Below are 20,174 nucleotides of genomic sequence, written 5' to 3'. Positions count from 1 at the left end.
GGATGAACAGAGGGTGCGCATGACGGTACGGCGGGTGATGGGCATCGAGACCGAATACGGGATCTCCGTGCCCGGACAGCCGGGGGCCAACGCGATGGTGACCTCATCTCAGGTCGTCAACGCCTACCTGGCCGCCTCCGCGGCGCGGGCGCGCCGGGCACGGTGGGACTTCGAAGAGGAGAACCCCCTGCGCGACGCCCGCGGCTTCGACCTGGCCAGGGAGGTCGCCGATCCGAGCCAGCTCACCGACGAGGACCTCGGCCTGGCGAACGTGATCCTCACAAACGGCGCGCGCTTGTACGTCGACCACGCGCACCCGGAGTACTCCACGCCCGAGTGCACCAATCCCCGGGCCGCGGTGATCTGGGACAAGGCGGGCGAGAGGGTGATGCACGACGCCGCGGTGCGCGCGTCGGCGATCCCCTCGAACGCCCCGATCCAGCTCTACAAGAACAACACCGACAACAAGGGCGCCTCGTACGGCTGCCACGAGAACTACCTCATGCGCCGCGCCACGCCCTTCGCCGACATCGTGCGGCACCTCACCCCGTTCTTCGTCTCCCGCCAGGTGGTCACCGGCGCGGGCCGGGTGGGCATCGGGCAGGACTCCCGGGGCGAGGGGTTCCAGATCAGCCAGCGCGCCGACTTCTTCGAGGTCGAGGTCGGCCTGGAGACCACGCTCAAGCGGCCGATCATCAACACCCGCGACGAGCCGCACGCCGACCCGGAGAAGTACCGCCGGCTGCATGTGATCATCGGCGACGCGAACATGTCCGAGATCTCCACCTACCTGAAGCTGGGCACCACGGCGCTGGTCCTCGCCATGATCGAGGACGGCTTCCTGACCCGCGACTTCGCGGTGGAGAACCCGGTCGCGGCGCTGCGGGCGGTCTCGCACGACCCGACCTGCAAGTACGAGATCCAGCTCCGCGACGGCCGCAAGCTGACGGCCGTACAGCTCCAGATGGAGTACCTGGAGCAGGCCCGCAAGTACGCCGAGGAGCGCAGCGGCAACGGCGTGGACGAGCTGACCAAGGACGTCCTGGACCGCTGGGAGTCGGTGCTGACCCGCCTGGCCGAGGACCCGATGCAGCTCTCGCGGGAGCTGGACTGGGTGGCCAAGCTGGAGCTCCTGGAGGGCTACCGGAGCCGCGACGGGCTGTCCTGGGGCCATCCGCGGCTCCAGCTCGTCGACCTGCAGTACTCCGACATCCGGCCCGACCGCGGCCTGTACAACCGCCTGGTCGCCCGCGGGCGCATGCAGCGCCTGGTGACCGAGGAGGAGGTCGAGCGGGCGGTCGAGCAGCCGCCGACCGACACCCGGGCCTACTTCCGCGGGCGCTGCCTGCGCCAGTACAGCGACTCGGTCGCCGCGGCCTCCTGGGACTCGGTGATCTTCGACATCCCGGGCCGCGACTCGCTGCAGCGGGTGCCCACCTTGGAGCCGCTGCGCGGCACCAAGGCGCACGTGGGCGAGCTGTTCGACCGCTGCCGTACGGCCGCCGACCTGGTCGCCGCGCTGACCGGCGACTCCTGACCCTCACACGCACCGCGGGCGGTGTCCGGGCGCACAGGCACCCGGGCGCCGCCCGCGGCATGTGATCTACTTTGTAAAGGCGTCGGGCGGCAGCTCGACCGCCGGCAGCCGGTACGGCGCCATCGGGATGCCCTCGGCGCGCAGGATCTCGGTCAGCAGCACCGAGGCGTGCTCGGCCGGCATCCGGTGGCCCGGGTCGCGGTGCAGCAGGCCCTCGATCACCGGCAGCAGCGGGCCCGCCTTGGTGGGGACCGGCGGCTTCTTGGTCAGCGCCAGGCCGAGCACGGTCACCATGTCGGCGCCGACGTAGGGCGGGCGGCCCTCCACCGCGAAGTACAGGCACGCCGCGAACGACCACAGGTCGGCGGCGGGGGAGACCGGGCCGCCGCGCAGCCGCTCGGGGGCGGTGTAGGCGGGCAGGTCGTCCACCGGGATCGAGTTGGGCGAGGTGTGGTCGCCGTTGAGCGCGGCGATGCCGAAGTCGGTCAGCACCACCCGGTCGCCGGTGAGCAGGATGTTGGCCGGGTGGATGTCACGGTGCAGCACCCCCTCGCCGTGGGCGTGGCGCAGCCCCGACAGAAGCTGGTAGCCGATCCAGGCCGTCCAGTGCACCGGCAGGGGGCCGACGTGCTTGACCGTCTCGTCCAGCGTCAGCGCCTCCAGCAGCTCCATCACGATCCACAGCCGGCCCGCCTCCTCCAGCAGGTCGTGCACCGTGATGATCGCCGGGTGGCTCAGCCGCCCGGCCGCCCGCGCCTCGCGCAGCGCGCGCCGCCGCGCGCCGGTGAGATCGACCTCGTTGGAGCGGAACTGCGGCTGCACCTCCTTGATGGCCACGTCGCGGCGCAGCCGTGCGTCGTGCGCCCGCCACATGATCCCCGTCGCCCCGTGCCTGATCGGCGACAGCAGGCGATAGCGCCCCCCGAGCAGCCGTGCAACGTCCTCATCCATGAACCACCCGTTCCACGCCGAAACCGGGCCCCTCAGTCACCACATCCCCCATTGTGGCGGGAACCCGAGGTGGTTGCGCTCGCTTCGACCACGCGCCGCGGCGGGACGGGCGCGTACGGCGTTCAGAGCAGGCCGATGCCCAGGGTGAACGTGCCCACGGCGAGCCCCGCGCCGCCGAGGGCGGTCAGCCAGATCAGCGGGTTCGGCCTGGTGTCGCGGGGGCGTACCACCGACAGGAAGAAGCCGAGCGGCATCAGGATCGGCGCGGCGACGAGCAGGACCCGGACCATCGTCTTCAGCCCGTCGCTCAGGTCGGTCTGGTCGATGTAGAGCATCGCGACCAGGGCGAACAGCACGAGTACGCTGGCGTGCGCGTGCCCTGCCCGCCAAAGTCCCCTTCTGGTGGGATTGTCCATATAGCCGGGTATGTTGCGCATGATGTGGGCCAGCAGGGACGCGCCGCCGAAGGCGATCGTGGGAACCAGGATCAGCAGCACGCCGGCGGTGCTGAGAGAAGAGGGGGACATGGCGTCTCCGGGACGAGTTGGTTGGGTAGTGGAGCTATCCAAGTATTGGATAGTGCTGCTATCTACGTCAAGCGCGTAAAGATCGCTGGGCCACGGGCGCGCAATCCATCCCACTTCGGGGAAGATAAGACTCAGAGACGTCCCCCAACGGGAGGTAGGACACATGGCGAGCAGGGACACCGGCGGCCAGAAGCAGACCGGCCGCCGCGACACCGAGGTCGAGGAGACCGAGGTCCAGGCGTCCTCGGACGTTCAGGAACGGCAGGAGAAGCTCACCGACGACGTGGACGCCATCCTCGACGAGATCGACGAGGTCCTTGAGGAGAACGCCGAGGAATTCGTCCGCTCTTACGTGCAAAAGGGTGGTCAGTAGGACACACCCTCCGGCAACGCGGCCGCGGCCACCTGGCTGCGGCTCATCGCGGATCGCGAGCCACGCGATCCGCGGGCGCGGCTCCGGCGCGGGCGGCCGGGTTCGCGCGGACACGCGCCGACCGCGACCGAACGCCGGGCGGACCCGGCCGGCCACACCAGCCCCGGCACCGGAGCCGGCCAGCATCCGGTCCCGGCACCGCCCCCGGCCCCGGGCGACCCGGCCAAGGGCTACGAGCGGCCCCGGCCAAGGGCGACCCCGGCCACCGAGGCCGGTGCTCGACCTCGGGACGCCGCACGGCCCCCGGACAGGCCCCGGCCGGACGCCGGCCCCGCCCCGAACCGGCAACCAGCCCTGCACCAGCCCGGCGCTGCCCCGGGACCGATCGAGCGCCCGCCCAGCGCCGATCCAACGCCGCTCCCGGAAACGGGCGGCATGACCCGCCGAGGGCCCGCCACACGCACCGGCCACCGCGTGGCGGGGCCCGGGGCCGGTAAGTCTTCGTCGCGCCGAAGCGCTGAGAGGCGCTCGTGCGGACCCCGGCTGAGCGGTTCGCCCCCGATGACCGGTTGACGGTCCTGCCCCCGGTTTCCCTGAACGACATCCACCGCTCCGGCGACGCCCAGCACACCCTGTTCGGCTGGCCTGGCGGTCTTGGCCCGCTGCTCGCTGGGGTGGGTCTCCGTTGGGGTGGCTCAGCGGCCCTGGCCTTGCTCTTCGCTGGGGTGGTCCCCGGTTGGAGGAGGAGGCGGTGGGGGCGTCGGGCGCGCGCGGTTCCAGCCCTCACCCCCTCCCCGGCATGCGGAGGATCCACGGCTGCCCGGTCACTTCCCCCGCCGCGGCAGAGCGTACCGGGCACCCTCCCGGGTGGCGTCGCCACGGCAGGTGGGAGCGGGCTACGGGCGGAATCCGTCTGGATCGGCCGGCAGTGGGGTGGCCAGGTGCAGGGTCACGATCTCGAACGGGCGCAGGGGGAGACGCAACTCTGACATCGGTGCCGGCGGGGACGACGGCGCCGGGCGTTCCAGGGGCTCTGGCGAGTCGGCGGTGACCGGGGGCGTCGTGGTGAGGGTGAGGGGGAGTGCGTCGCCGGTGGCGCCTACGATGTCGGCGCGGTGGGCGGCGGTGAAGGGGCCGGTGAGGACGGCCTCGGTGGGGGACGGGTGTTCGGCGACCAGGCGGGCCTCCAGGAGGCCGTCGCGTTCGCGCAGGGCGGCGAGGACCACGCCCTCGCCCGTGAGTGAGAGCGGGCCGGTGAGCGGGGCGGGGGTGGGGGCGGAGGGGGCGGTGCCGGGGACGGCCAGCAGGTCGTGGCGGTAGTCCTCGGCCAGGTGGGGCAGGGCCGCCTCGTGCCAGGGGGGCGTGTGCAGGTGGACGGCGAAGCGGGTGGTGATGGGGCCGGGGCACTGGGCGCCGGGGGTGGCCACTTCCGGGCCGGCGGGCTCGTCGCGGTAGGGGTTGCGGTTGCGCGACAGGTGGCCGACCGAGCGGACCAGGGTGATGGCCAGTTCGGGGCCGTCGGGGATCAGCTCGTACTCGGTGGCCTGGTCCAGCAGGAGCGCCAGGCCGCCCGCGGTGACGAAGGACTCGGCGGGGAAGGTGGGCAGCGGGCGCTCGCCGCCTCCGCCCTCGGCGGTGGTGCCGCGGCGGACGACGGCGAACTGGCCGGCGGCGTACGACTCGGCGGCCGGGGCGGGCAGCGGGGCGTGCCAGCGTACGCGGTGGTCCAGCGCGCGGTTGTCGAAGCCGACCTCCAGACGCAGGAACGGCTCGCCCGCGCGCAGTTCCGCCCGCGTGGTCACGACGACCGGGACCGTCTCGGCCGAGCGCTCCTCGGGGGTGGAGGAGCGCGGCCAGGAGTACTCGCGCACGATCTCCGCCGCCCACACCAGCGGGCCGCGGCAGACCTCCTCGACCTTGACCCAGGCCGGGGCGGAGACGAGGCGGTCGCGCGCCGGTGGCGCGTGGTTGTAGGTGTCGCCCGCGTCGCCGCCGTCCACGATCCGCCCGACGCCGCGGGCCTCCAGCCCGTCGCGCGAGCGCAGGGTCAGCGTGCCGTCGTCCTCGATCGCCACCGTGAGCAGGCCGTTGCCGGCCCCCCTTCCGCCCGCCGGGGCGACGGCGCCGATCCCGGCGGGGCCCCGGCCGACCGGCGGCGCCCACGCGGCCGAGGTGAGCGTGGCGCGGCCCAGCGGCGGCACGGTGACCAGCGCGGCCACGGTGACGACCGGCTCGGCCAGCGTGCGCACCGTCCACGGGCCGGGACGGGAGGCCGCGGCCTCCAGCACCGCGGCGCGCAGGTCGGCGTACTCGTACGCCGACGCCGCGTGCCGGCCCACCACGACCGTGAACACGCCCGGCTCGGCCACCTCCCAGGACAGGATCTCAAAGCCGAACAGCTCCCGCTCGTGCACCCGCCCCAGCAGCCGGGTCAGGTCGTCCATGACGGTCTCGTCCAGCAGCGTGGGCGCCAGTTCCAGGCGTTGCAGCGGCACGGGCGCACCGTCGGCGTCCACCAGCCGCGCCCGGTTCTCCGGCAGGTCCGCGAGCACCAGCCCGGAGCGCTCGTACGGGGCGGGGTTCACCACCGTGATCGCCCCTCGGGGCGTGCGCGCGGCCAGGGAGGCGGCGACCATGTCCACCACGGCCTGCCCGATCTGCCCCGCCTCGGCGATCCGCGCCTCGACCTGCTGGGCGGTGTCGTCGGCGCCGCACCCGGTGACGGAGTCGTGCCCGCTGCACGCGATCAGCCTGCGCCAGGCCATGTCCAGCAGCGTGGCCGCAGCGCCGCGCCCGGAGCCGCCCAGCCACAGCGTGGCCAGCGGCTCGGCGTAGCGGGTGACGACGCGCTCGGCGCGGGCCATGGCGGCCTTGGCGGGCACGCGGGCCGACAGCACGCCGGGCAGGATGTTGGCGCGGGCGTGGGAGCGCAGCTCGCCGCGTACGACGGGCAGCCCCTCGGCCGAGGGCGGCTGCGCGGTCACGTACTCGCCCAGCGTGGCCAGGCGCAGCCCGGCGGCGGTGATGCCGGCGGCGGGGGCGCTGTGGTCGGCGCCGTACATCGCCAGCATGGGGCCCTCGGGCCGCCACGGGCGCATGGCGGCGGCGAACGCGGCGAGCCGGTCGGGCAGGCCCTCGGCGGGGCCGCCGAACAGCGCCACGGCGTTCCCGTAGCCGCCGGGCAGGTACTGGGTGCGGATCACGGTGCCGTCGGCGCCGGTCCAGGCGAACGCGTCGCGGTCCACGCCCGCGGGCACGCCGCGCCACACGCAGGCGTGCTCCAGCCCGGCCAGGGCCAGGATCTGCGGCATCTGCGCGCAGTGCCCGAACTGGTCGGGCAGGTAGCCCACCCGCATCGCGGCCCCGGCCCCGCCGGTCAGGGCGGCGACGCCGCGCACGCCGTACTCCAGGTTGCGCACCAGCGTCTCGCCCGAGCACAGGAACTCGTCGGCGAGGATCAGCCACGGCCCGGCCGCGAGGCGGCCCTCGGCGATCAGCCCGGCCAGCTCGCCCCGCCGCTCGGGGCGGATCTCCAGGTAGTCCTCCAGCGCGGCGAGCTGGCCGTCCATGGTGAACCGGTAGCCGGGGTCGGCGGCCATCGTTTCCAGCACCTCGTCCAGCATGCGCACCAGGCCGAGCCGGAAGCGCTGGAACGGCAGGTACCACTCCCGGTCCCAGTGGGTGTGCGGGACGACCACGATGTCGCGTGCGTCAGGGTTCAACGGCCTCTCCTCCGATGGGCAGCCCCGCCGACTCGGCGTACACGCGCACGATGCGCTGGGCGATCACGATGTCGGACAGCGCGCCGTCGAGGCCGGTGAGCGGGGGCCGCCCCTCGGTGACCAGCGCGTGGAACGCCACAAGTTGCAGCTCGAACGCCTCCGACACGTCGCGGTGCACGGTGCGGGTCTCGGCGGTGCCGTCGCGCGCGGAGGCGGTGAGGGTGGTGGGGGCGTTCATCAGGTACGGCGATGGGAAGACCAGCTCCAGCGAGCCCTGCTCGTGGTGCACGGTCACGGTCTCGCGGTACGCCGGGTGGTCGGCGAGGTAGTGCCAGCGCATCCCGTACCTGCCGCCCGCGGGCAGCCGGCCGGTGACCTCGACCGACAGCGGGGCGGAGCCCTCGGGCCAGACCGCCACGTGGTCCACGCCCGCGGGCGGGCCGGTGAGCATCCGGATCAGCGACAGGTCGTGGCACATGCTGCCGAGCACGATGTCGGTGTAGAGCGCGCGCAGGCGCGGGGTGGCCGGGCCGAGGGCCACGTCGAGCGCCCGCTCGTCCCGTTCGATGTGCGGGGCCAGCGCCTCGGGGGTGGGCCGCGCGGGCCGCAGCCGGGCGAATGCGAGCTGCGACTCGCCGGTGGGGTGCAGCACGGTCACGTCGAGGTGCCGTACGGCGCGCGGCCCGCCCAGGGTCGCCAGCAGGGCGGCCAGGCGGGTGGTGGCGGGGTCGTACTGCTTCATGTAGCCGGTCATGAACCGCGGGCCGTCGCCGCCCGCCTTCTCCAGCACCTCGGCGATCCGGGCGGCCTCGGCCCGGGTGTAGGCCAGCGGCTTCTCCGACAGCACGTGGTAGCCGCGCCGCAGCGCCTCGGCCACCAGGGGGCCGTGGGTGCCCGCGGTGAGCACGATCAGCGCGTCGAAGCCGCCCTCGTCGAGCATCCGCGCCGCGTCGCCGGAGCAGCGCTCGGGCGCGAGCCCCAGCTCCAGGCCGATGGCGCCGGCGTGCCGCGGGTCCAGGTCGCACACCGCGGTCACCTCGAACAGGTCGCGGCGCCGGGTCAGCAGGGGCAGGTAGACGGCCTGGGCCGCCGCCCCGAGCCCGGCGATGGCCACTCTCATCTTCATGCCCTCCCATCGTCGCCCGCGCCGCTCACGTGCACAGCGCCATCACCTCGTTGCGTTCGGTCTCCAGCCGGTGCGGGCCCGGCCGGGCGGGCAGCCGCACCCTGTCGCCGCGGACGACCGTGCGGTGGCCGGGGCCCCACAGCACGAGCCCGTCGCCGTCCAGGATCAGGAAGTCCTCGCCGTGCCGCAGCAGCAGCGGCCCGTCCGGGCCGGCGCTTACGGCCGTGCGGCCCGCCCGTATGCCCGCCAGGATCCCGTCCGGGTCGCCGGGGTCGGCGGTGAGCACCCAGGTCGCCGGGGCGCCGGGCGGGTGGCCCTCGCCGGAGTGGTGGAAGTCGCCGCCGCCGAGCAGCACCACCTCCGGCGACCAGGCGGCGGCCCAGGCCAGGGGCGCGCCCCAGGTGCGGTCCCACCAGCTCCAGTGCCACACCTCCGCCAGCCGGGGCCGCACCGGCAGGGGGTGCCGCCACGCGCAGTCCGCCGCGACCGGGTGGTTGACCGACAGCAGCCCGCCCCGGCGCTCGGTCTCGCGCACCCACTCCCGCGCCGGCAGCCGGAAGTCGATCCAGCCGATGTCGCTGAAGGCGTTGGCGTGGCCGAGGTCGGTGGTGACCTCCTGGCCCGGGACGAGGGTGATCCCGGCGGCGCGGCCGGCGGCGGGCAGCTCGGCGTGGTGGCTGACCGTGTTGTGGTCGGTGACGGCCAGGAAGTCCAGCCCTTGCTCGCGGGCGAGCGCGGCCAGCTCGGGCACGGTGAGGGCGCCGTCGGAGTGCACGGAGTGCGCGTGCGGGTCGCCCACGGCCCAGGTGAGCCCGTCCAGCGCGGGCAGCCCGCGCCGCCGGGCCGCGGCCGGGCGCTCCCCGGCGGGCGGCGGTGGCGGCGGCTCCGGGGGAGGCGGCGGCTCCCGGTGCGCCGTCACCTCGATCCGGTACTCCAGCCCGTCGCGCGGCACCCGGTACAGCCCGAGAAGCACCTGCCACACCCCCGGCTCCACCGGGCCGGGCAGGTACCCGGGGGTGGCCCAGCCCGGCGCGATCGTGTACTCCTCCCGCGCCCCGCCCGACCATCCGCGAAAGCCCTCCGGCCCGGCGCAGCCCAGGTCCAGCACGCCCGCCGCCCGGTCGTACGACAGCCGCACGGTGATCGCCGCGGTGCCCGGCGGCACCTCGAAGGCCACCTCCCGCACCGGGTCGCCCACCCGGTCCTCCAGGGTCCACCGGCCGCGCAGCACGGTCATCGGGCCGCCCTGTCCGGGGCGCGGGTGAGGAGCACGTCGTCGTGGTAGACGAGGGCGCGCTCGTGCCTCGGGGCGGCCCACACGGCCTCGCCCAGCGCCGGCTCCCCGCCCTCCGGGACCACCGCCTGCACGGTGGCGCCGCCGGGCTCGGAGCCGGCGGGGGGCTCGCCGTCCTCGGCGGGCACCTCCAGGGTGACGAGGTGCGCGGTGCCCAGGTTCTCCAGTACGGCCACCCGCCCGGCGAAGGCGCCGGGACGCGGGGCCGGCGACAGGTCCACGTACTCGGGGCGGACGCCGTAGACGACGCCGGCGCCCTCGGGCAGGCCGGCGGCCTCCTGCGGCAGGGGGAGCCGCGCGCCCGCCACCCGCAGCCCGCCCCCGCGTACCTCGCCGGGCAGCAGGTTCATCGGCGTGGACCCGATGAAGGAGGCCACGAAGGTGCTCGCGGGCCGCTGGAACACCTCCGCGGGCGTGCCCACCTGCATGATCCTGCCGCCCGACATGACCGCGACCCGGTCGGCCAGCGCCAGGGCCTCGCCCTGGTCGTGGGTGACGAACACGGTGGTGACGGCCAGGTCGCGCTGCAGCCGTTTGAGGAACGTGCGCGCCTCCAGGCGGAGCCGGGCGTCCAGGTTGGACAGGGGCTCGTCGAACAGGAACGCCCGCGGGTGGCAGGCGATGGCGCGGGCCAGCGCGACGCGCTGCTGCTGCCCGCCGGAGAGCTGCCCCGGGCGGCGCGCCAGCAGCTCGGCCAGGCTGAGCCGGGCGGCCGTCTCGGCGGCCCTGGCCCGGCGCTCGGCCCGCGGCACCTTCCTGATCCGCAGCGGGTAGGCGATGTTGTCGGTGACGTCCATGTGCGGGAACAGGGCGTAGTCCTGGAAGACCATGGCGACGTCCCTGCGGCCCGGCGGGGTCGCCGTCACGTCCACCCCGCCGATCGCCACCCGCCCCCGCGTCGGGGTCTCCAGGCCCGCGATCGTGCGCAGCAGCGTCGTCTTGCCGCAGCCGGACGGGCCGAGCAGGGCGAAGAACTCCCCGTCGGCGATCTCCAGGTCCAGTGCGTCGATCGCGCGGACCCCGCCGGGGAACTCCTTGGTCAGGCCGTGCAGGGAGATCACCGTTTGATCCCTCCGTGGAAGCGGAAGCCGTACCTGGTGCTGACGAACAGGTACATCAGCACCACCGGCAGCGAGTACAGCAGCGAGAATGCCGAGAGCAGGGACAGGTCGGGCTGGCCGCCCTCGGTGTAGAGCGTGTACAGGACGACCGAGCCGGGGGCGCGCTGCGGGTCGCGGATCAGGATGAACTGCAGCAGGAAGCCGCCCCACACGTTGGCCACCGCCCACACCGCGATCGTGGCCAGCCCGGGGCGTACCAGCGGCACCGCCACGTGCAGCAGGATCTGCACCGGCCCGGCCCCGAACACCCGGGCCGACTCCTCGTACGACGTGGGCGTGGCGTCCATGAAGTCCTTCAGGATGAAGATCGCCGCCGGGAGCAGCCCGCCGGAGACGGTCAGGATCACCCCCAGATGGGTGTCGATCAGGTTCAGCCGGGTGGCCAGCTCGAAGATCGGCACCATCGCGGCGGTGCCGGTCACGATCGAGGACAGCAGCAGCAGGACGTACAGCAGGGCGTCGCGGCCGGGCACCCGCACCCGCGACAGCGCGTACGCCGCCGTCGCGGCCAGCGTCACCACCACCAGGGCCGCGCCGCCCGCCTGGAGCACCGAGTTGCCGAGGGAGCCCAGCGCGTACGGGTTGTCCAGGATCGCGCGGAAGTTGGCCAGGGTGAACTCCGGCACCGACACGGTGATCGAGGGGTTCGCGTCGAACGGCGCGGTGGCCAGCCAGAGCATGGGCAGCGAGAAGAAGGCCAGCACCACCGAGAAGAACGCGAAGACCCCGATCCGGCGCACCATGTGGCCGGCGTGCGCGCGCCCGCCGCTCATGCCGCCGTCCTCGTCGCGGCGCGGGCGGGGGCCGGCACGTCGGCGTCGCGGCCACGGGCGCGCAGCAGCCGCAGGTACACCAGCGCGAACACCAGGTTGACCGCCAGGATCAGGAACGACACCGCCGCGCCCACGCCCAGCTCGCCGTCGCGCAGCGCCACGATGTAGACGTACACCGGCAGCGTCTCCGAGGCGCCCTCCGGCCCGCCCGCGGTGATCAGGAACGGCGTGAAGTCGTTGAACGTCCACAGGCTGATCAGCAGCAGGTTGGTCAGCACGTGGCCGCGGATGCGCGGCAGCACCACGTCGCGGAGCTGCTGGAAGGCCGAGGCGCCCGCGAGCCGCGCCGTCTCCAGGTGGGAGGGCGGCACGCTCTCCAGCGCGGCGGCGTAGAGCATCATCGAAAAGGCGGTACCCCGCCAGGTGTTGAACACCACGAGCGAGAGCATCGGGTGGTCCAGCAGCCAGGCCGCGCCGGGGGTGTTCAGCAGCGCGTTCAGCGTGCCGCCGTCGCGGTCCAGCAGCGCGATCCACAGGTACGCCACCACCGAGCCGGGCAGGATCCACGACAGCAGCACCACGCCCTCGACGACCCGGCGCAGCGGCCCGCGCCGGTCGCGCACCAGCCACGCGATGGCGAAGCCCAGGCACGCCTGCCCGATCACCGCCGAGCCGAGCACGTACTGCACGCTCAGCCAGGTCGAGCCGAGGAAGCGCTCGTCGCCCAGCGCGTCCAGGTAGTTCGCCGGGCCGACCACCTGGGGATCGGCCGCCGCGAGCCCGGTCAGCCGGTAGTCGGTCAGCCCCAGGTAGATCGTCCACAGCGCCGGGAACACCAGGAACACCCCGATGAGCACCAGCGCCGGCAGGACGAGCGCCGCCGCCCCGCCCCGGCCCAGCCCGGACGGATCACTCGTCACTGGCCCGCGACCTTGTCCGGGCCGCCGGCGATCCGGATCACCTTCTCCTGGTACGCCGCCGCGGCCTCCTCCGGAGTCCGGCCCGCCACCACGTCCGCGGTCGCCTCCTGCAGCGCGGCCGACACCTGCGGGTAGACCGCCAGCGGCGGCCGGTACGCCGTCAGCGGCAGCACCTTCTCCGAGACGAACGACAGCATCGGGTCGCCGGCGAGCATCTTGTCGTTGACGTCGGCGCGCGCGGTGATCCGCGCCTCGCCGGCCATCGTCAGCTCCGCCTCGGTCGCTTCGGCGGAGTGCATGAACGACAGCAGCTCCCAGGCCGGGCCGGGGTTGCCGGAGAACGGGTTCAGCACCCGGGCCGAGCCGCCGGACATGCTGACGAAGTCCTGGCCGCGGATGCCCGCCCCGGGCTCCCTGGCCGGGATGAGCGCGTAGCCGACCTTGGCGTCGCGGTCCTTCATCGGCGCCACGCCGGCCTCGGGGGCGATCACCGAGCGCCAGAAGTAGTCGCCCTCGGCCAGGATGCCGATCTTGCCCTCGGCGAACTCGGCGAAGGACTTGTCGCGTCCCTTGGCCTCCTGCTGCAACCGGGGGTCGCCCAGGCCGCCGCCGTAGATCTGGCGGTAGAAGCCGAGCACGTCCCGGACCGCCTGCGAGCCGCCGAGCCACCTGCCGCCGGAGTACACCTCGGCGCCGGCGCCCGCCAGCAGCGGCAGCGCGCCCTGCATGGTGGTGGCCTCGCCCATCGCGGTGCCGGCGTTGATCTGGATCGGGGTTACGCCGGGCAGCCTCTTCAGGGCCGTGCCCGCGTCCAGGATCTCCCGCCAGCTCTCCGGCTGCCAGTCCTGCGGCAGCCCGGCCCGGCGGAACAGGTCCTTGTTGTAGTAGAGCACCCGGCCGTCGGTGCCGACCGGCAGGGCGTACTTCTTGCCCTCGAAGACGCCCAGGCCCTGCACCGCCTGCGGGATCTGCTCCCAGCCCTCCCAGGCGTCCACCGCCGCGCCGGCCACCTCGGTCAGCGGCTTGAGGTAGCCCGCCTGGGCGAACTCGCCGATCCAGATGCCGTCCAGGTCGATCACGTCTGCGCCGCCGCGGGACTTCAGGTCCAGCGCGACCTTGGTCTTGTACTGCTCGTCGTCCACGCCGTTGGGCTGGAACAGCACGTGCACGTTGCGCCCGGCCGCCTTCTGCGTCTCCTCGAAGCGCGGGATCACCCAGTTCTTGATCCAGTCGGCGGTCGCGGAGTTCTTGCCGCCGGAGATGGCGTTGGCGGTGATCGTCAGCGTGACCGCGCCGTCGCCGGAGCCCTCCTCGGCGCCGCAGGAGGTGAGCGCGAGGGTCACGGCGGCCAGCAGGGCGAGAGTCGTCGCAGGTCGGCGGGGGAGTCTCATGTGCGACCTCCTCGGGGAGGCAATGGCATGGACATTCAGGACGTGCAGACATACCGACAATCGCACGCCCGATCTCACGCGTAAAGATTGGCGCGGTTTAACGGTCAGATCATGGGACGGCATGCGAAATGGTTCGCCCTGAGCTGATCGTGGGAAGTGCAAGCAGCGGACCAAGATGAGTAGGGTCGCCCTATCGGATCGTCTGATTGGGAGGGAGTCGCGTGGCATCGCACAGGGACCTGCCCGCCGGCTTGAGGGACAGCATTTTCCTGGACACCGGTAGCTCGTCGTTCACCGAGTTCCTCACGGCCTACGCGCCGCATCTGCTGCCCGGACGCCGCGAGGGCATCGCCACGCCGATCGGCGACGCGATCCCGCACGCGACGACCATCGTGGCCGCCACGTGCGCCGGCGGCGTCGTGATGGCCGGTGACCGGCGGGCGACCTCCGGCAACATGATCTCGCAGCGTGACGTCGAGAAGGTGTACCGCACCGACGACTACTCGTGCATGGGCATCGCGGGCACCGCGAGCACCGGCATCGAGATGGCCCGGCTGTACCGCGTGGAGCTGGAGCACTACGAGAAGCGCGAGGGCCGCACGCTCTCGGTCGAGGGCAAGGCCAACCGCCTGGCCACCATGATCAGGGAGAACCTGCCCAACGCCATGCAGGGGCTGGTCGTGGTGCCGCTGTTCGCCGCCTACGACCCCGACCGCGACGCCGGGCGCATCTTCGGCTACGACGTCGGCGGCGGGCCGTACGAGCAGCAGCAGTTCCACGCCATCGGCTCCGGCTCGATCTTCGCGCGCGGCTCGCTGAAGAAGCTCTACCGTGAGAACGCCTCGCCCGCCGACACCGTGCTGGCCTGCCTGCAGGCGCTCTACGACGCCGCCGACGACGACTCGGCCACCGGCGGCCCCGACGTGACGCGCAAGATCTGGCCGATCGTCGCGACCATCACCGACGAGGGCTTCCGCCGCCTGCCCGACGACGAGGTCGCCGAGCTGGTGCAGGGCATGCTGGAGGGCCGGATGACCGACCCCGACGGGCCCGTCGCCCCGCTGCGCTGAAACCTTAACGAGGAGAGGAACGCCACCGGTGTCCATGCCGTTTGGATATGTCCCCGCAGAGCAGCAGATGCGGGACAAGGCCGACTACGCGCGTAAGGGCATCGCGCGCGGCCGCAGCTCCGTCGTGCTGCAGTACGAGCACGGCATCCTGTTCGTCGCGCACAACGCGTCGCGGGCGCTGCACAAGATCAGCGAGATCTACGACCGCATCGGCTTCGCCGCCGTGGGCCGCTACAACGAGTTCGAGGCGCTGCGCCTGGGCGGTATCCGCTACGCCGACATCAACGGCTACACCTACGACCGGGGCGACGTCACGGCCCGCGGCCTGGCCAACCTGTACGCGCAGAACCTCGGCATGATCTTCACCGACTCGATCAAGCCGTACGAGGTGGAGCTGGTGGTCGCCGAGGTCGGCGAGACCAGCGACGCCGACCAGCTCTACCGGCTCACCTTCGACGGGTCGGTCACCGACGAGCACGGCGCGGTCGCGCTGGGCGGCCAGGTCGACGCCGTCGCCGGGCGGCTGAAGGAGCACTACCGCGAGGGCCTGTCCCTGGCCGAGGCGCTGCGGGTCGGCGTCACCGCGCTGACCGAGCCCGACGGCGAGCGCCCGCCCACCTCCCAGCTCGAGGTCGCGGTGCTCGACCGCAACCGGCCCCACCGCAAGTTCCTGCGGCTGACCGGCGCCAGGCTGGAGCGCCTGCTCGCCGAGGGCACCCCGGCCGCCCCCGAGGCCGCCGAGGCCCCCGAGGCGCAGGAGCGGCAGGCCGAGCCGCCCGCCCAGGCCGCCCCGCCGCCCGCGCCGGGGCCCGACGTGCCGCCGACCGCGCCCGAGGGCGACATCGACACGGGCTCGGGCGGCTGACGCCACGCCCGGCGCCCGCCCCCGTGCATGCCGCGGGCGCGGGCGCCATCGGAAACGCGGGCCATGGATGGCTCCCACCACGCGAGCGAGGGGACTAGTGTGAGGTGATGGATCGTCGCATCTTCGGCCTGGAGAACGAATACGGCGTCACCTGCACGTTCCGGGGGCAGCGCAGGCTGTCGCCCGACGAGGTGGCGCGGTATCTGTTCCGGCGGGTCGTGTCCTGGGGCCGATCGAGCAACGTGTTCCTGCGCAACGGCGCGCGCCTCTACCTGGACGTCGGCAGCCATCCCGAGTACGCCACTCCCGAGTGTGACAACGTCGTGGAGCTCGTCACCCACGACAAGGCGGGGGAGCGCATCCTGGAGGGCCTGCTCGTGGACGCCGAGAAGCGGCTGCGCGAAGAGGGCATCGCAGGCGACATCTACCTGTTCAAGAACAACACCGACTCCGCCGGCAACTCCTACGGCTGCCACGAGAACTACCTCGTCGGCCGCCACGGCGAGTTCGGCCGCCTCGCCGACGTGCTGATCCCGTTCCTGGTCACCAGGCAGATCATCTGCGGCGCGGGCAAGGTGCTGCAGACGCCGCGCGGCGCGGTCTACTGCGTCTCCCAGCGCGCCGAGCACATCTGGGAGGGCGTCTCCAGCGCCACCACCCGCAGCAGGCCCATCATCAACACCAGGGACGAACCCCACGCTGACGCCGAGCGGTTCCGCCGCCTGCACGTCATCGTGGGCGACTCCAACATGAGCGAGACCACGATGCTGCTCAAGGTCGGCGCCACCGACCTCGTGCTGCGCATGATCGAGGCCGGCACCGTGATGCGCGACCTGTCGCTGGAGAACCCGATCCGGGCCATCCGCGAGGTCTCCCACGACATCACCGGCCGGCGCCGGGTCCGCCTGGCCAACGGGCGCGAGGCGTCCTCGCTGGAGATCCAGCAGGAGTACCTGTCCAAGGCCAAGGACTTCGTCGATCGGCGCGGCGGCGACGACATCGCCCACCGGGTGCTGGAGCTGTGGGAGCGCACCCTGCGCGCCGTCGAGACCGGCGACCTCGACCTGGTCTCCCGCGAGATCGACTGGGTGACCAAGTACCAGCTCATCGAGCGCTACCGCAAGAAGTACGACCTGCCGCTGTCCTCGCCGCGCGTGGCCCAGCTCGACCTGGCCTACCACGACGTGCACCGGCGCCGCGGGCTGTACTACCTGCTGCAGCGGCGCGGCTCGGTGGAGCGGGTCGCCTCCGACCTGAAGATCTTCGAGGCCAAGTCGGTGCCGCCGCAGACCACCAGGGCCCGCCTGCGCGGCGAGTTCATCCGCCGCGCCCAGGAGAAGCGCCGCGACTTCACCGTCGACTGGGTCCACCTGAAGCTGAACGACCAGGCCCAGCGCACGGTGCTGTGCAAGGACCCGTTCCGCGCGGTGGACGAGAGAGTGGACAAGCTCATCGCCGGCATGTGACCGACGCCCTGCGGCACGGGCCTGCCCCGCACCGGCCGCAGATCCGGCGGCCGGTGCCCGGCAGGCGGTTCCGGCGGAAGGACGCGGTGACGGTGGTGTGCGCGCCACACCTGGGCGAGGAGCGCGGGGAGCCGCGAGCCGGAAGAGGCGGACGCGCTCCCCGGTGCCGGAGCGCGCGGAGCACGGTCATGAGCGCGATGCCGGCTCCGCCTGCGGGGGCATGGGGCCGAGATGTGGGCCGCCCGGCCCCTCCCGCTGGGGGAGACCGGTGGTGGGGCGGCCGGTGTCCGGCACGACCGCCGGGTCAGGCCGCGTCGGGAGTGCGGAGAGCGGTGAGGCGGACGCTGCTCCCCGGTGCCGGGGCGGGAGTGGTGTCCGGCGGGGAGTGGTGGGAGTGGGCCGACCCAAGTGACCGAGCGCACCCGACCCGGGTGACCCGAGCGACCAAGCGCACCGGAGCGACCGCCGTGACCCTAGCGACGAGCGCACCGGCGCGACCCCAGCGACGCTAGCGACCAGAGCGACCACAGCGACCAGCGAGGACACGGCCCTCGGTACGGCCGAGCCCGGTGTACTTCGAAGCGTTCGCAAGGAAGACGGCGGTTTTGTAAAAGATCGTCGCCGCCTTAACTCGGCTGTATGCGGGTGTCGGGTAGGGTTGCGCGAACCTGATGTCTGTTCGAGGGATACCCTATGCGACGCCGCCTGGCCGTACTCGCCGCCGTCCCATTGCTGTTCGCCGCCGCCTGCGGCACGGACGTCAAGGACACCGGCGGGGCCGCGGCCACCACCACGGGGGCCGCTTTGACCGTCACCGGCGAGACCGGTGAGAAGCCCACCGTGAAGTTCCCCGCCGGCAAGCCCGCGGCGACCTCCAGTTTCAAGGTCGTCAAGGAGGGGTCGGGCACGCCGGTGAAGATGGGCGACTCCGTTGTCGCCAACCTGACCGTCTACACGTGGGACGGCAAGACCAACGCCCTGGGCGGCTCGACGTACGACGCGGGCGCGCCCGAGCTGGTACCGCTCAGCACCCAGTTGCCCAAGGTCGTCCAGGACGGCTTCGTCGGCGCCAAGCCGGGCGGGCGCTTCTACGCCGTGGTGGCCGCCGACAGCTACACCAAGGAGCAGATCGAGCAGGCCAAGCAGCAGGGCACCGACACCTCCATCGCTCAGGTCTTCATCGTGGACGTGATCGACGCGCCGCAGGCCAGGGCCGCCAGCGGCAAGGCCCTGGACGCCGAGGTCCCGGGGATCAAACTGGAGAACCCCGGCGGCGACCAGGCGCCCAAGCTGACCACCAAGACCGACGAGAAGGCCTCCAAGAAGCTGGTCGCCGAGACCGTGATCCAGGGCGACGGCCCGAAGATCAAGAAGGGTCAGGCGGTCCTGGTGCAGTACGTCGGCAAGATCTGGGGCACCGACGTCGAGTTCGACAGCAGCTGGAGCAAGGGCGGCCAGCCGGTGCTGTTCCAGATCGGCACCGGCAAGGTGATCAAGGGCTGGGACGAGGGCCTGGTCGGCCGCAACGTCGGCAGCCGCGTCCTGCTGACCATCCCGCCGGACCTGGGCTACGGCGAGCAGGGCCAGGGCGAGCAGATCAAGGGCACCGACACCCTGGTCTTCGCGGTGGACCTGCTGGCCGCCTACTGATCCGCCGGCCCGCTCGGGGAGCGCGGCGCGGGCCGCCGGTGCGGCCCGTGCGGCCCGTGCGGCCCGCGCGCGCTCAGCGGAGGATCCGGTCCCACCGCCGCTGCCACTCCTCCAGCTTCGGCGCGGCCACGGCGTAGTCGACCCACTTGAACCTGGCGAAGATCTCCGGGCCGTGCGCGATCCGCTCCTCGAACTCCCTGCTGTACTCGATGTCGTCGTTCGCGGCGGCGTACCAGGTGCTCTCGGCGAACCGCCGCTGGGTCTCCGCCGCGCTCAGGTGGTTCAGGAACATGTACGCCAGGTCGGTCCTCGCCGTCCCCTCGGCGATGAAGTACGACGTGAGCGCCCCCACCGGGCCCGAGGCGGGGTAGCTGAACCCGACCGGCACGCCGGCCGCCTCCATGGCGAAGGCCCGCCCGTCCCAGAACGGCACGATCCAGGCCGTGCCGGTGCGCACCGCCGCCACCACGGCGCCCGCGTCCTCGGGGAAGGACGACACGCAGCCCCTGAGCCCCTTCAGCCGCTCGAACGCCCGGTCCACCGCCGCCGGGTCGGACAGCCTGCCGCCGCCCTGCTCCACCAGGGCCGTGAAGAAGTCCAGGCCCGGCTGGTACGTCAGCGGCGGCAGCGCCACGCGCCCGCAGTACTCGGCGTCGAAGATGTCGTCCCAGTCATCGGGCCGGGCGACCTTGTCGCGGCGGTACGTCAGCCCGGTGGAGCCGGTGGTGAGCGGCACGCCGTACTGCTCGCCGTCGTGGGCGGCCTTGCCCAGCAGGATGTCGTCGAGCTGGTTGTAGTGCTCCAGGCGGCCGATGTCCAGCGGCTGGAGCAGGCCGGTGGCGGCGGCGGGCCCGGAGGCGCCGGGGGTGAAGGCGATCACGTCGTACGGCGGGTTGCGGCCCCCGGCCGCGCGCAGCCTGGTCAGCCACTCGGCGTCGGCACCGTGGACCAGGTCCACCCTGGCGCCGGTGTCGCGCTCGAAGGGCGCCACGATGGACGTGCGGAACTGCTCGCCCCACGTCCCGGTGTAGGCGGTGACGGTGAGCCGCCCGCCCTTGGCGGAGGGGTCGTGGCCGCAGGCGGTCAGCGCCACGACCAGGACCACGGCCAGGATCACGGCCGGCACCGCGCCGGACACCTTGCTGAACACCCTGCCGAACACCGTGGCCGTCACCGCCGTCGTGGTGCGCCTGACTGTGCCCCTCATCTGTCTCACTCCTCGGGCGGTGCCGGGCCGAGGGGGGCGGTGATCGGACCGGCTCCACCGGTCGAGTCGTTGTCAGACTAGCCGTCCGGTCCCTGCCGCCGCGAGCCAGGGGTCCGCCGTGGATCGGCCCAGGTTGTCGCCGGGGGACAACCGATTATCGGGTCGTGTCGCGGCGGGACAT

At 73.1% G+C, this 20,174-nt stretch carries 16 protein-coding genes; 6 read left to right on the top strand and 10 right to left on the bottom strand.

The features are described from left to right. Nucleotides 1–19: 19 nt before the first annotated feature. The gene (dop, locus tag HNP84_RS27160) at nt 20–1,537 is read left to right on the top strand and encodes a depupylase/deamidase Dop (protein ID WP_185052752.1); all 1,518 of its coding nucleotides are present in this window, start codon (nt 20–22) and stop codon (nt 1,535–1,537) included. Between the two features lie 66 nt (nt 1,538–1,603). Here dop and HNP84_RS27155 read toward each other — a convergent pair whose 3' ends face one another. After that, nucleotides 1,604–2,488 carry a serine/threonine-protein kinase gene (locus HNP84_RS27155; protein WP_185052751.1) on the bottom strand — a complete coding sequence of 295 codons (885 nt, stop codon included), beginning with the start codon at nt 2,486–2,488 and terminating at the stop codon, nt 1,604–1,606. Between the two features lie 122 nt (nt 2,489–2,610). After that, the gene (locus HNP84_RS27150) at nt 2,611–3,015 is read right to left on the bottom strand and encodes a hypothetical protein (protein WP_185052750.1); all 405 of its coding nucleotides are present in this window, start codon (nt 3,013–3,015) and stop codon (nt 2,611–2,613) included. A gap of 163 nt (nt 3,016–3,178) precedes the next feature. Between HNP84_RS27150 and HNP84_RS27145 the strand changes: the two genes are divergently transcribed. Then, the gene (locus HNP84_RS27145; protein ID WP_185052749.1) at nt 3,179–3,388 is read left to right on the top strand and encodes a ubiquitin-like protein Pup; all 210 of its coding nucleotides are present in this window, start codon (nt 3,179–3,181) and stop codon (nt 3,386–3,388) included. Nucleotides 3,389–4,284: 896 nt separating this feature from the next. Here HNP84_RS27145 and HNP84_RS27140 read toward each other — a convergent pair. Genes HNP84_RS27140 through HNP84_RS27110 form a run of 7 tightly spaced genes read right to left on the bottom strand, consistent with a single transcriptional unit; the run spans nt 4,285 to nt 13,735 of the window. Continuing rightward, nucleotides 4,285–7,110 (bottom strand): glycoside hydrolase family 38 N-terminal domain-containing protein, encoded by a 2,826-nt coding sequence (locus HNP84_RS27140; protein ID WP_246518742.1) that lies wholly within the window; start codon nt 7,108–7,110, stop codon nt 4,285–4,287. Further along, the gene (locus tag HNP84_RS27135; protein WP_246518741.1) at nt 7,100–8,236 is read right to left on the bottom strand and encodes a Gfo/Idh/MocA family protein; all 1,137 of its coding nucleotides are present in this window, start codon (nt 8,234–8,236) and stop codon (nt 7,100–7,102) included. Before HNP84_RS27135 ends, HNP84_RS27140 begins: the two co-directional genes overlap by 11 nt. Nucleotides 8,237–8,261: 25 nt before the next feature. Then, on the bottom strand, nt 8,262–9,473 hold the full coding sequence (locus HNP84_RS27130; RefSeq protein WP_185052748.1) for a CehA/McbA family metallohydrolase: 1,212 nt from the start codon (nt 9,471–9,473) through the stop codon (nt 8,262–8,264). Next, entirely contained in the window at nt 9,470–10,591 is a 1,122-nt protein-coding gene (locus HNP84_RS27125; RefSeq protein WP_185052747.1) for an ABC transporter ATP-binding protein, read from the bottom strand. The genes HNP84_RS27130 and HNP84_RS27125 overlap by 4 nt, the downstream gene beginning before the upstream one ends. Continuing rightward, nucleotides 10,588–11,424 (bottom strand): carbohydrate ABC transporter permease, encoded by an 837-nt coding sequence (locus tag HNP84_RS27120; protein WP_185052746.1) that lies wholly within the window; start codon nt 11,422–11,424, stop codon nt 10,588–10,590. The genes HNP84_RS27125 and HNP84_RS27120 overlap by 4 nt, the downstream gene beginning before the upstream one ends. Next, nucleotides 11,421–12,344, bottom strand: a complete 924-nt coding sequence (locus HNP84_RS27115) for a carbohydrate ABC transporter permease (protein ID WP_185052745.1) — start codon at nt 12,342–12,344, stop codon at nt 11,421–11,423. The genes HNP84_RS27120 and HNP84_RS27115 overlap by 4 nt, the downstream gene beginning before the upstream one ends. Then, entirely contained in the window at nt 12,341–13,735 is a 1,395-nt protein-coding gene (locus tag HNP84_RS27110) for an extracellular solute-binding protein (RefSeq protein ID WP_185052744.1), read from the bottom strand. Before HNP84_RS27110 ends, HNP84_RS27115 begins: the two co-directional genes overlap by 4 nt. Before the next feature lie 221 nt (nt 13,736–13,956). Here HNP84_RS27110 and prcB point away from each other — a divergent pair, with 221 nt between their 5' ends. The 4 genes from prcB to HNP84_RS27090 all read left to right on the top strand — a co-directional run bounded on the left by prcB (nt 13,957) and on the right by HNP84_RS27090 (nt 18,786). Beyond that, complete coding sequence (gene prcB / locus HNP84_RS27105; RefSeq protein ID WP_185052743.1) at nt 13,957–14,805, top strand: proteasome subunit beta; 849 nt, start codon at nt 13,957–13,959, stop codon at nt 14,803–14,805. Between the two features lie 34 nt (nt 14,806–14,839). Next, the gene (gene prcA / locus HNP84_RS27100) at nt 14,840–15,670 is read left to right on the top strand and encodes a proteasome subunit alpha (protein WP_185052922.1); all 831 of its coding nucleotides are present in this window, start codon (nt 14,840–14,842) and stop codon (nt 15,668–15,670) included. A gap of 107 nt (nt 15,671–15,777) precedes the next feature. Continuing rightward, on the top strand, nt 15,778–17,136 hold the full coding sequence (pafA, locus tag HNP84_RS27095) for a Pup--protein ligase (protein WP_185052742.1): 1,359 nt from the start codon (nt 15,778–15,780) through the stop codon (nt 17,134–17,136). Nucleotides 17,137–17,829: 693 nt separating this feature from the next. Continuing rightward, a complete protein-coding gene (locus HNP84_RS27090; RefSeq protein ID WP_185052741.1) occupies nt 17,830–18,786 on the top strand; it encodes an FKBP-type peptidyl-prolyl cis-trans isomerase in 957 nt (318 codons plus the stop codon). 73 nt (nt 18,787–18,859) lie between these two features. On the opposite strand, the gene HNP84_RS27085 is transcribed toward HNP84_RS27090, so the two are convergent. Beyond that, on the bottom strand, nt 18,860–19,993 hold the full coding sequence (locus HNP84_RS27085; RefSeq protein ID WP_185052740.1) for an ABC transporter substrate-binding protein: 1,134 nt from the start codon (nt 19,991–19,993) through the stop codon (nt 18,860–18,862). Nucleotides 19,994–20,174 lie beyond the last annotated feature (181 nt).

This window comes from Thermocatellispora tengchongensis (assembly GCF_014202315.1).
Lineage (GTDB): Bacteria > Actinomycetota > Actinomycetes > Streptosporangiales > Streptosporangiaceae > Thermocatellispora > Thermocatellispora tengchongensis.
Note: the sequence above shows the minus strand (reverse complement) of the source record. Positions and strands in the feature narration are given on the sequence as shown.

Excerpts from the sequence above, each read along its gene's own strand:
- dop (WP_185052752.1), top strand. The coding sequence starts at position 20 with ATGACGGTACGGCGGGTGATGGGCATCGAGACCGAATACGGGATCTCC.
- HNP84_RS27155 (WP_185052751.1), bottom strand. The coding sequence starts at position 2,488 with ATGGATGAGGACGTTGCACGGCTGCTCGGGGGGCGCTATCGCCTGCTG.
- HNP84_RS27150 (WP_185052750.1), bottom strand. The coding sequence starts at position 3,015 with ATGTCCCCCTCTTCTCTCAGCACCGCCGGCGTGCTGCTGATCCTGGTT.
- HNP84_RS27145 (WP_185052749.1), top strand. The coding sequence starts at position 3,179 with ATGGCGAGCAGGGACACCGGCGGCCAGAAGCAGACCGGCCGCCGCGAC.
- HNP84_RS27135 (WP_246518741.1), bottom strand. The coding sequence starts at position 8,236 with ATGAAGATGAGAGTGGCCATCGCCGGGCTCGGGGCGGCGGCCCAGGCC.
- HNP84_RS27130 (WP_185052748.1), bottom strand. The coding sequence starts at position 9,473 with ATGACCGTGCTGCGCGGCCGGTGGACCCTGGAGGACCGGGTGGGCGAC.
- HNP84_RS27120 (WP_185052746.1), bottom strand. The coding sequence starts at position 11,424 with ATGAGCGGCGGGCGCGCGCACGCCGGCCACATGGTGCGCCGGATCGGG.
- HNP84_RS27110 (WP_185052744.1), bottom strand. The coding sequence starts at position 13,735 with ATGAGACTCCCCCGCCGACCTGCGACGACTCTCGCCCTGCTGGCCGCC.
- prcA (WP_185052922.1), top strand. The coding sequence starts at position 14,840 with ATGCCGTTTGGATATGTCCCCGCAGAGCAGCAGATGCGGGACAAGGCC.
- pafA (WP_185052742.1), top strand. The coding sequence starts at position 15,778 with ATGGATCGTCGCATCTTCGGCCTGGAGAACGAATACGGCGTCACCTGC.
- HNP84_RS27090 (WP_185052741.1), top strand. The coding sequence starts at position 17,830 with ATGCGACGCCGCCTGGCCGTACTCGCCGCCGTCCCATTGCTGTTCGCC.
- HNP84_RS27085 (WP_185052740.1), bottom strand. The coding sequence starts at position 19,993 with ATGAGGGGCACAGTCAGGCGCACCACGACGGCGGTGACGGCCACGGTG.